The sequence below is a fragment of the Rhodococcus mengyinensis genome (genome assembly GCF_048381435.1).
In the GTDB taxonomy this organism is placed as follows: domain Bacteria; phylum Actinomycetota; class Actinomycetes; order Mycobacteriales; family Mycobacteriaceae; genus Rhodococcus_F; species Rhodococcus_F opacus_D.
In genome coordinates this window covers 1-10,512 of the sequence record NZ_JBLWIT010000009.1, presented here as the reverse complement: position 1 = coordinate 10,512, position 10,512 = coordinate 1, and the positions used below count along the sequence as shown (strand labels likewise).

Annotated in this window: 10 protein-coding genes; 3 read left to right on the top strand and 7 right to left on the bottom strand. The window is 69.9% G+C overall.

All coding sequences use genetic code 11. The features are described from left to right. The first annotated feature begins 119 nt into the window (after positions 1 to 119). The gene (locus tag ACNJ7E_RS00435) at positions 120 to 536 is read left to right on the top strand and encodes an NUDIX hydrolase (protein ID WP_280780017.1); all 417 of its coding nucleotides are present in this window, start codon (positions 120 to 122) and stop codon (positions 534 to 536) included. On the opposite strand, the gene ACNJ7E_RS00430 is transcribed toward ACNJ7E_RS00435, so the two are convergent. Beyond that, on the bottom strand, positions 533 to 1,873 hold the full coding sequence (locus ACNJ7E_RS00430; RefSeq protein ID WP_280779819.1) for a hypothetical protein: 1,341 nt from the start codon (positions 1,871 to 1,873) through the stop codon (positions 533 to 535). The two genes, ACNJ7E_RS00435 and ACNJ7E_RS00430, sit on opposite strands and share 4 nt — an antisense overlap. Before the next feature lie 112 nt (positions 1,874 to 1,985). On the opposite strand from ACNJ7E_RS00430, the gene ACNJ7E_RS00425 reads away from it, so the two are divergent. Next, on the top strand, positions 1,986 to 2,738 hold the full coding sequence (locus tag ACNJ7E_RS00425) for an isocitrate lyase/PEP mutase family protein (RefSeq protein ID WP_280779820.1): 753 nt from the start codon (positions 1,986 to 1,988) through the stop codon (positions 2,736 to 2,738). Positions 2,739 to 2,777: 39 nt separating this feature from the next. Here ACNJ7E_RS00425 and ACNJ7E_RS00420 read toward each other — a convergent pair whose 3' ends face one another. The 6 genes from ACNJ7E_RS00420 to ACNJ7E_RS00395 form a co-directional block, all read right to left on the bottom strand. After that, positions 2,778 to 4,961: an AAA family ATPase gene (locus tag ACNJ7E_RS00420; RefSeq protein WP_418338733.1), complete on the bottom strand. Its 2,184-nt coding sequence runs from the start codon at positions 4,959 to 4,961 to the stop codon at positions 2,778 to 2,780. Between the two features lie 27 nt (positions 4,962 to 4,988). Beyond that, on the bottom strand, positions 4,989 to 5,852 hold the full coding sequence (gene pssA, locus ACNJ7E_RS00415) for a CDP-diacylglycerol--serine O-phosphatidyltransferase (protein WP_005251763.1): 864 nt from the start codon (positions 5,850 to 5,852) through the stop codon (positions 4,989 to 4,991). Continuing rightward, on the bottom strand, positions 5,849 to 6,562 hold the full coding sequence (locus tag ACNJ7E_RS00410; RefSeq protein ID WP_005251765.1) for a phosphatidylserine decarboxylase: 714 nt from the start codon (positions 6,560 to 6,562) through the stop codon (positions 5,849 to 5,851). The genes pssA and ACNJ7E_RS00410 overlap by 4 nt, the downstream gene beginning before the upstream one ends. Before the next feature lie 62 nt (positions 6,563 to 6,624). Next, positions 6,625 to 7,662 carry a DNA polymerase III subunit beta family protein gene (locus tag ACNJ7E_RS00405; protein WP_418338731.1) on the bottom strand — a complete coding sequence of 346 codons (1,038 nt, stop codon included), beginning with the start codon at positions 7,660 to 7,662 and terminating at the stop codon, positions 6,625 to 6,627. After that, positions 7,637 to 8,161, bottom strand: a complete 525-nt coding sequence (locus ACNJ7E_RS00400; protein WP_280779823.1) for a hypothetical protein — start codon at positions 8,159 to 8,161, stop codon at positions 7,637 to 7,639. The genes ACNJ7E_RS00405 and ACNJ7E_RS00400 overlap by 26 nt, the downstream gene beginning before the upstream one ends. A 34-nt stretch (positions 8,162 to 8,195) precedes the next feature. Further along, complete coding sequence (locus ACNJ7E_RS00395; RefSeq protein ID WP_418338729.1) at positions 8,196 to 8,651, bottom strand: SRPBCC family protein; 456 nt, start codon at positions 8,649 to 8,651, stop codon at positions 8,196 to 8,198. 476 nt (positions 8,652 to 9,127) lie between these two features. Here ACNJ7E_RS00395 and hutH point away from each other — a divergent pair. Further along, a partial coding sequence (gene hutH, locus ACNJ7E_RS00390; RefSeq protein ID WP_418338727.1) for a histidine ammonia-lyase occupies positions 9,128 to 10,512 on the top strand: 1,385 nt, incomplete at its 3' end.

Genomic DNA, 10,512 nt, shown 5'->3' with positions numbered 1-10,512 from the left:
GCTAGCGAACTGGGCTACGGGGTACATCCTACTGGGTCGGTTATTCGGACTCGCAATCGCGGCAAATCGGACTATTGGGGCGCGTGTGTTATGGGCGGCCGACCGGACTGTTCTATCTTGTGACGGTGCCCGCCGAGATCCGAACCGCCGCGCTCGCCCACATCCGCGACCGGAAACTCCTCCAGACCCGATCGGTGGGGAAGACCGCGTTCTACATGGCAGGCGGAAAGATCGATCCCGGCGAGAACGCCGAACAGGCTCTGCACCGCGAGATCCGGGAGGAACTCGACGCCCGAATCGTCGATGGGACGCTCGAACATCTGGGGGTCTTCGAGGCGCCCGCGTACGGACATCCCGAGGGCACCGACCTGCACATGACCTGCTTCCTCGCCGAACTGAGCGCCGAGCCGCGGCCGACGAGCGAGATCGCCGAACTCCGGTACTTCACCGTCGACGAATACGCGGCCATGCCCGACGTCGCGCCCGGCTCGATGCTCGTGTTCCGCCGGCTTCAGTCGCTCGGTCTCCTCGACTAGCTGCCTTCCGGGGTACTGCGCCGCTCGTGCACCGAGTAGACGCAGAACGCCACGACGAGCAGCATCACGAAGCCGACGAGATGGTCGGACGCAGCGGTCGAGGCAGGCGACGACGGCAGACGGTGTTCGCTGCTCGCGCCCGAGTAGACCACCCGGCTGCGGGGAACGGTGGTCGCCGCCACGAACACCAGCGACGCGAACGGCAACGCGAAACCGAGTACCGCGACCGGCGCCGACCCCGGCAGAGCGGTGGCGAGCGCGAAACCCGTGCCGCAACCCAGCACGGCCAGCCGGATCAGCAGTGCGACGCCGTCGTCGCCGAAGTCGGGCCACACGGCGGCGAGCAGCGGAACGACGGCGGCCAGGCAGAGTCCCCACTGCGGGCGCCGCCACTTCGGCGGGACCCGGACCGCCACCGCGATTCCCGCGGCGAGAGCAACGACGCCGACCGCCAGCAACGCCGGCGCGGGCGTCGTCACCCGCGGAGTGCGGAGGTCGTCGAGGACGAGCACGGCCGCCGCGGTGACACCGGTCGCGGCGAGCAGGAAGCGTCCGTCGATCCCCGGGAACCGGCGTGCGATCAGCACCGTGGCCGTCAGAATCACGGCGAGCGAGAACGCGACGATCAGCCAGACCGTCAGGGGCTCGCCGAATTCCTGATCGTCGATCCACGCCCCGAACAACCGGTTGAGCAGGGCGAGAGCCACGGCGCCGACCAGCGCGGTCAGCAGGGTCTTCCGGTCCGGACGCTGCACCCGGAACTGCGACCGCGCCACCACCGCCGACGCGAGCGCGAGCACGAGAACTCCGAGCAGCAGCCACTGCGGGGGTTCGCCGATCGCGGAGGTGCTCATACTCGCGGGCTCGACGTACGCGGTGTCACTGCGCGGCAGTCGCTGCACACTCGCGAGAAGGAACGCGCTCGCGACACCGAGAGTCAGCGCCAGATGCGAAACCCAGCGACCCCACACCGCGGCGACCGCCGCGCCCAGCAGAAACCCGGCAGTCGCGGTCTTCGCGAAGTGCAGGGCGATCAGCGTGTCGACCCCGCCGGCATTCGGCACCGCCCAGCGCGCGCCGATCAGGGCGAGCGCGCACGCCGCCGCCAGGATCCACGACACCCGCCGGGAGCCGGACCGTTGCAGACCGGCCACCGCGACGACGGCGAGAACGAGAGCCACCACCACACCCGTCGGCTGGCTGCTGAGCCACCGCTCGATCTCCCGGTCGGACGCGTTGATCGTCCAGGCCCGGTTGCGGGGATTGGTGAGGACGAAACCGGCCAGTGCGCCGGACGCGAGAGCAGCCGCGGCCGACAGAGGTTCCCGGAAGTCCATTCGCTCACGGTACTCGAGCGGGAAGGAATGGAAATGGCGAACCCGGCGTTGGCACCGAAGGCGTGCCCGAGAACGACTCCGATCGAATACAACCGAGGCGAGGAGCCCACCTATGACGTCGAGCAACGAGAAGGCCACCACCCTGCTGGGGCTGCACCAGCCCGGCAACCCGGTCATCCTGCCCACCGTGTGGGATGCCTGGTCCGCGAATCTGGCTGTGTCCGCTGGGTTTCAGGCGCTGACCGTCGGGAGCCACCCGGTATCCGACTCGATCGGCAAGCCCGACAACGAGGGGATCACGTTCGACGAGCTGCTGCACCGCATCTCGCAGATCACCGCGGCGGTGGAGTTGCCGCTGTCGGTCGACATCGAATCGGGATACGGGCTCGAGCCCGCCCGGCTGATCGAAGGTCTGATCGGCGCGGGAGCCGTGGGCCTGAACATCGAGGACACGGTCCACAGCGAGGGCGGGCGGCTCCGCGAACCGCAGGAGCACGCCGACTTCGTCGGAGGGCTGCGGCAAGCGGCCGACGCTGCCGGCGTCCACGTGGTCGTGAATGCGCGCACCGACCTGTTCGTGAAGCAGGTGGGCGACGAGTCCGACCGTGTCGACCGCGCGATCGCTCGGCTGAAGCTCGCCGCCGAGGCCGGCGCCGACGTGCTGTACCCCGTGGGCCGTCACGACGACGCCACCCAGAAGCGGCTCACGTCGGAGCTCCCGCTGCCCGTCAACGCCATCGGCCTGCCCGATCAGGACGATCCGGCGAGCTTCGGGCCGCTCGGCGTCGCGCGGGTGAGCTTCGGGCCGTTCTTCCAGGCCGCCCTCGCCGCACACGCGGCCACGCTGCTCGGCCGCTGGTCCTGACCCGTGAGTACTTGTTAACCGCGGGCGGTTAACAAGTACTCACGGGCGCGACAGCGCATAGGACTCGAGGTGCGCCACTTGCTCGGGATCGAGTGAGGGGCGCACCTTTTCGCGTGCCTCGGCCACGTCGGCCGCGGTGACGTCGGCGGCGTCGATGTCCCGGCGCATGGCGGCCAGCGCAGCTTCCCGCAGCAGCGCCGAGCAGTCGGCGGCCGAGTAGCCGTCGAGGTCGTCGGCAAGGGCGTCGAGGTCGACGTCGTCGGCGAGGGGCACCGACTTCCCGGATGTCCGCAGGATCGCGCGGCGGGCCTCGCCGTCCGGCGGCGGCACGAACACCAGCCGCTCCAGGCGGCCGGGGCGCAGCAATGCCGGGTCGATGAGGTCGGGCCGATTGGTGGCGCCGACGACCACCACGTCGCGCAGCGGTTCGACGCCGTCGAGTTCGGTGAGCAGGGCGGCCACCACCCGATCCGACACCCCGGAGTCGGAGCTCTGGCCGCGCCGCGGCGCGAGGGCGTCCACCTCGTCGAGGAAGATCAGTGACGGGGCCGAATCCCGCGCCCGCTGGAACAGTTCGCGGACGGCCTTCTCGGACGCGCCCACCCACTTGTCCATCAGCTCGGCGCCCTTGACGGCGTGCACACTCAGATGCCCCGAACTTGCCAGCGCCCGAACGAGATAGGTCTTGCCGCAACCGGGCGGACCGTACAGCAGCACTCCGCGCGGGGGATCGACGCCAAGGCGGGCGAACGAATCCGGATGCTGCAACGGCCACAGGACCGCCTCGGTCAGCGCCTGCTTGGTCTCCACCATGTCCCCGACGTCGTCGAGGGTGAGGGTGCCGATCGCGAGTTCCTCGCTGCCCGACCGCGACAGCGGGCGGATGACGTCGAGCGCGCCGAGCAGGTCGTCCTGTGTGAGTGCGGGGTCGACGGGTTTCCTGGTCGCGCGTGAGGCGGCCCGCAGGGCCGCTTCCCGGCACAGCGCGGCGAGGTCGGCGACGACGAACCCCGGTGTGCGGGCCGCGATCGCGTCGAGGGCGATGCCGTCGGTGGGGACCTTCCGCAGAAGCAGTTCCAGCAGCGCCCGGCGGGTGGAGCCGTCGGGCAGGGTCAGGGTGAGTTCGCGGTCGCACAGGTCCTGCCCGCGCAACCTGGTGTCGACCGACTCGGGGTGCGCCGACGTCGCGACGAACGCGACCCCGACGGTGTCGACTGCGCGGCGGAGTTGTTCGACGATCAGCGCGGACACCGGCTCCGGGGTGGCGGGCAGCAGGGCATCGATGTCGGTGATCAGCAGGACGCCGCCGCTGCGGATCGCGTCGACCGCCGCGGTGACCCGCTGCAACCGTGAGTCGGCTTCCAGCGCGCCGGCACTCGGCCCGTCGAGTTCGACGAGTCGCCGGGAGGCGAGCACCGCGCGGGCGAGCGTCGCCTTCCCGACACCGGCGGGCCCGGTCACCAGGACGCCCAGATGGGGTGAGGCCCCGAGCTTGCGGAGCAGTTCGGGTTCGTCGAGTGCCAGTCCGAGCCACTCGGTGAGTTTGGCTGCCTGGGTGTGGGCGCCCACCAGGTCCTCGACTGGAACCGGGGGAACCTCCTCGGCGGGCCGGACGGGCGGCGCGGGCAGCCGGGTCGGGGCCGTGGACACCGTTGCGCGCACACCCTCGCCCCACCCGACCGCGGTGTTGGGCTGCACGCTCACCGGACCACCGGCCGGGTCGACCCCGGTGACGGTGAGCAACTCGGACGTCCAGGCGACACCGAACGTCCGGGACAGTGCCTGCGTCGCGGGGGCGGTGCTGGTGCCGGGGCCCAGATCGCGGGGGAGCAGCGACACCGTGTCGCCGACCGTGAGGACCTTGCCGAGCAGGGCGTGACGCAGGGTGACGTCGGAGACGGAGTTGACGGCCAGATTCGACCCGCTGACCGTCACGGTCTTCCCGCCGTACACCGTCACCGGTGTCACGACAACCGTGCTGTTCTCGGTCAGCCCGGCGTTGGACAGCGTCACGTCGTCGAGGAGTGCAGTCCCGGTGGGGGTTCCGGTCGGCGCGCGACCTGCCACCGCGGCGGTGCGGCGCGCGCCGACGAGGGCGATCGCGTCCCACTCGCGGAGGCCGAGCGCGGCCAGGGCTTCCGGATGCAGCCGGACCACGCCGCGCCGGGTGTCGGCGGCCGAGGTGTTCAGTCGGACTGTGAGCGCAAGTTCCGGGGAGGTCACGCCGTCGAGCCTACGTGCGGGAGCGAACTATCGGGCCCGGGGACGGCGCAGTCCGAGCCGTGCGGCGGATCGCCTGCCACGGGCGTCGGGCTGACGCCGGATGGCCCGCCGCTCGGACGGCTTGATGTCCCACGTCTCGGGTCGCGCGGCTACCCACCGCTTGGAGTGGACCGCGAACGGAATGTGCCCGAGGTACACCGCGACGAGCGCGATCAGCAGGATGTACGGGTAGGTGACCAGAGCCGCCGCCGCGAGCGCCACGAGGACGAGCAGACCGGCCGCCATGTGCGGGGGCACCGATACCGTCTTCAGTGCGAGCGTGGGGATCCGGCTGACGATCAGCGCCGCGGAGATCACGGTCCACGCCACGACGACGGGATACGACGACCACCAGCCGTCGCCCCACTGCGCCGCGGCAGCCAGCGGGGTCAGCGCGACCAGGGCACCCGCGGGCGCCGGGACACCCGTGAAGTACTCGTTGGCGTAACCCGGCATGTCGTCCTCGTCGAGGAGCGTGTTGAACCGGGCCAGCCGCAGCACGATGCTCACCGCGTAGATCAGGGCGATGATCCAGCCGAAACTCTGGCCGTCCAGCAGCGTGACGTAGAGGACCAGGGCCGGGGCGACGCCGAACGAGATGGAATCGGCGAGCGAATCCAGTTCGGCACCCATCTTGCTGGTGGCGTCGAGCATGCGCGCGATCCGACCGTCGAGCGAGTCGAGGACCGCGGCCGCACCGATCATGGCCAACGCCGTTCCCAGGTCGCCGTCGAGCGCGAACTTGACGGCGGACAGCCCCGCACACAGCGCGAGGATCGTGACCACGCTCGGCAGGAGCCGGACCGCCTGCTGGGGTCGACCCCTCCGCTGCTGCTTCGCGTTGGCGATCACGGCAGTTGAGCGATGACGGTCTCGGCACCGATCGTCCGCTGTCCTCGCTCGGCGAGCAACGTGGTGCCCGCCGGGAAGTACGTGTCGACGCGGGAGCCGAACCGGATCAGGCCGTACGTGTCACCGATCGGGAGGGTGTCGCCGACCTTGGCGTCGCAGACGATCCGGCGGGCGAGCAGACCGGCGATCTGCACGACGGCGACGTCGTGGCCCTCCGGGGTGTGCAGCAGCATGCTGTTGCGTTCGTTGACCTCGCTGGCGTCGGCGAGGTCGGCGGAGAGGAACTGACCCGGCCGGTGGACGACCTTCGTGACCTCACCGCCGACAGGACTGCGCTGGACGTGCACGTCGAGCACGGACAGGAAGATGCTGACCCGGGGGAGCGGCTCGGTGCCCATGTCGAGTTCGGACGGCGGGACCGCGGAGTCGACGAGCGCGACCTCGCCGTCGGCGGGTGCGACCACGACGCCGACACGGTTCGGCGGAACACGGTGCGGATGCCGGAAGAACGCGGCGCACGCTGCGGCGGAGGTCAGCGCTCCACGCCGGACCCACTTGCGCTTGCGGCCGAGGACGGCCACACCGAGTGGCGCGAGGACGAAGGGCAGCCCGGCCGGGTGCAGGGGCGGAACTGCTCCGCGGACGAGGTCGACGATGTGCCCGACGCTCGTGGATTGCGGGGTTCCGGGGGGTGTGGGCTTGCGTGCCACGGGCTCCTCTAACTGTGTCGGACGGACGTGCTGCCTGCGCGCCATCGCGCCGCACCCACAGATTACGTGAGCGCTACCGGCTGCAACGGCATCAGGAGAGAGTACGCACTCGCGGGGTCCGATGTGTGAACGGATCGTGGCCGGATGGCGAGCGGGGTGATGGGTCCACCCACCTGGAACGTCAACTGTTCACCCGGCAGCGCGTCGACGGCTTCGAGGAGAAAACCGGTGTTCACCTGCACCTGGAAGCGCACGGGCTGCTCCGTCCCCTGCCTGCCGACGGCGATCTCGCCCGACTCGAGAACGCCGAGATCCACTCGGTCGCCGGCGTCGGCGAGGACTGCACGCAGGTCCGCCGAGGAGAAGGTGTGTTCGATTCCGCGGTCGAGGGGCGACAGACTGCGATGGTCGGGAAACGCACCGTCGACGAGGCGGGTGCCGAGCTGTTCGGCGCCGCAGCGGAGGGTGACGCTGTCGGCGCAGACGACGACGGTCACCGTGTCGTGGCGACCCAGCAGCCCGGCCGCGTCGTCCAGGAACGTGCACGGGACGACGGCGGAGATCGGTGCGTCCGGCGGTTCGAGGAGGGTCACCGTTCCCACCGCCAGCCGGTAGCGGTCGGTGGTGACGAGCCGCAGCACGTCGTGGTCCGTTTCCAGGAGGCAGCCGCGCAACACCGGGAACGCCGAGTGCGGGTCGGCGGCGAACCGCACCGAGCCGAACGCGGTGAGGAGGTCGGTGGTGCGGAGGACGACAGTGCACTCCCGCGCCGCTCGCGCGTCGAGCAGGCGGTGAATCCTTGCCAGTTCGCGCCGGGCGTCGTCGAGCCCCTTCTCGAGCCGGCCGAGATGCCGGTCGAGGAGCCCGTGGGCATCCGTCCCGCTCAGCACGGCCGCCATGTCCTTCACTGGCACACCCACCCGGCGCATCGCGGCGACGAGGACCGCTGCGCCCACGTGCCGGTCGGCATACCAGCGGTAACCCGTGCGCGGGTCGACCACGTGCGGGGTGAGCACACCCGCCTTGTCGTAGAACCGCAGCGCGCTGACCGACAGACCGGACGCCCGGGCGAGTTCACCGATGCTGAGCACGGTGCTCACTCTGCCCTTGCGGTCCGACAGCCTCGGCGTCGAGTTCTGCGCGGAGCCGCTCGACGGCCGCGCGGATCATCCGGCCATATCCGTTGTCGGTGAGGTGTTCGCAGCTCTGCGTGGCCCGATCGAGATGGTGGCGTGCCTCGGACGACTGGCCGAGCGCGTGATGAGCGGCCGCGACGTTGAGGTGCAGCGACGGGTAGAACCCCGCGACCTGCAGCGAGGAGTGGTGCTGCCGGGCTCGGTCGTCGGTCAGCGAGTCGGCGGCGGTGAGGGCTCGCAGATCCCAGCGCAGTTCCTCGGCGGGGTCGGTCTGGACGTCCGCCATGTAGTGGGCCAGCGTGACGACGTGCAGCGGGTCCGGTGTGTCGTCGCCGGGACCGGCGAGGGCGTCCCACACCTCCTCGAAGATGCGTCGGGCGCCCTCCCGGTCACCCGCTACTGCCAGTTCCTGTCCCTGCGCGATCCTCGCCATGACGGCGTCCGGTGTGTCCATGCGGACCACGCTGAGGCCTCGACCAGGTCGAGGGTCAACCGGACTACGTGCGTTCGGCGGCCGACTTGATGCGGGCGAGAGTGGTGTTCATGCCGTTCACGAGCTCGACCTCGAAGTCCTCGTTGCCGCCGAGAACGGTCTTGACCAGGAACTGCGACACCTTCGACGTCCCGGTCGGGGCTTCACGGCGCTCGGTGACCTTGGTTCCGCCTGCCGTCGGCTCGAGTTCGTACGACCAGATGGTGCGGTTCTCGAGGATCCGGAACGCGATGGTCTTGTTCGGCTGGAACTTCACGACCTTCGACGTGGTCGGCCACACGAGGAAGCCCTTGCGGTTGATGTTGACGGTTTTGGTGCCCTCTTCGACGACGCCGCCGAGGACGCGCATCGTGCGGCACTGGGGGCTCCATTCGCCCATCCGCTTCAGATCCGACACGACGGCCCACACGTCTTGCGGGGTCGCGTCGATGTCGATGCTTACTTCGAGGGTGTTTGCCATCGGCTGTCTCCAGTCAGGGAAGGTGGTACGTAAGGTAACAATTACTTTGACGTCATGGTAGGCGCTCGTGCCGGAGAGGTGTGCGGTAGGTCACTGAATTCTCGTCCCGACCGCAGTTTTCCAGCACTTCCGCGCGCCTCATCGAAACCGTGTAACCAAAGGGGCACGATGGGCGATGAGTCAAGAGCGCGACGAAATGTCGCCGGTGCAATGGCGCAAATGGAAAGTTGTCGAGTCGGTGTTCGGAAGTGATCGGTAGTGAATGTTCATTCGATCCTGCGGTGGGACCGCAGCCCTCTCCCTCTACTCGAATCAGCCCGATTGCAAGGACGTCCGTCCTCGTGGCCGAGTGAAAAACTCGAACGTCTGATGACGCCACGCGAAATCGAGGAAGCTCTCCGCGGCCGGTTGTAGACGCCGTCGTCGCTCCGGCAATCCCGTCACTCTCCGCCCGGCCCCGGGGGAGACTGGGGTTTGTGGGAGCCGAAGAGTCTGTCGTGGTCGGAACCGGAGCGGTCTCCGCCGAAGAAGTGATCCGGGTGGCGCGTCTCGGCGCGCCGGTGCGGATCTCGCGGGACGCGATGTCGGCCATGGCGGAAACCCGGAAGCGCATCGAGGCGCTGGCCGAGGACCCGAAGCCCGTGTACGGGATCTCGACGGGTTTCGGGGCCCTCGCCACCCGGCACATCCCCTCTGCGCTCCGGACGCAGCTGCAGCGCAGTCTGGTGCGCTCGCATGCCGCCGGAAACGGCCCCGAGGTGGAACGCGAGGTCGTGCGTGCGCTGATGCTGCTGCGGTTGTCGACCCTGGCCACCGGCAGGACCGGCGCGCGGCCGGAAGTCGCGCAGGTTTACGCGTCGCTCCTGTCGGCCGGCATCACGCCGGTGGTCCACGAATACGGGAGCCTCGGATGCTCGGGTGATCTGGCGCCGCTGGCGCATGTCGCGCTCGCGGTGATCGGGGAGGGCACGGTGCGGGATGCGGACGGCGAACTGGTGCCCGCGGCGACGGCACTGTCCGCCGCCGGTATCGCACCGGTGATACTCGAGGAGAAGGAGGGGCTGGCCCTCATCAACGGCACCGACGGCATGCTCGGCATGCTGCTGTTGGCGTGCCACGATCTACGTCGGCTGCTGTCGCTCGCGGACGTGACAGCGGCGATGAGTGTGGAGGGTTTGCTGGGCACCGACCGGGTGTTCGCCCCGGACCTGCAGGCGCTCCGGCCGCACCCCGGACAGGCCCACGCCGCCGCGAACATGGTCCGGTTGCTCGCCGGCTCGGAGATCGTGCAGAGCCACGCCAACCCGTCCTGCACCGTGGTGCAGGACGCCTATTCGTTGCGGTGCGCCCCGCAGGTCGCCGGGGCGGCGCGGGACACGCTCGCGCACGCCGAGCGGGTGGCGTCGTGGGAACTGGCGAGCGCCGTCGACAATCCGGTGGTGACGCTGGACGGGCGGGTGGAGTCGAACGGCAATTTCCACGGGGCGCCGGTCGGGTACGTGCTGGACTTTCTGGCGATCGTCGTCGCGGACGTGGCGAGCATGAGTGAGCGTCGCACCGACCGCTTCCTCGACGTCGCCCGCAATCACGGGCTGCCCCCGTTCCTGGCCGACGACCCCGGGGTGGACAGCGGCCACATGATCGCCCAGTACACCCAGGCCGCGATCGTCTCGGAGCTGAAGCGGCTGGCGGCGCCGGCGAGTGTGGACTCGATTCCGTCGTCGGCGATGCAGGAGGATCACGTGTCGATGGGCTGGTCGGCGGCCCGGAAGCTGCGCCGGGCGATCGACGGACTGACCCGGGTACTCGCGATCGAGGCGTTGACGGCCGCTCGTGCGCTCGACCTGCGTGCCCCGCTGGC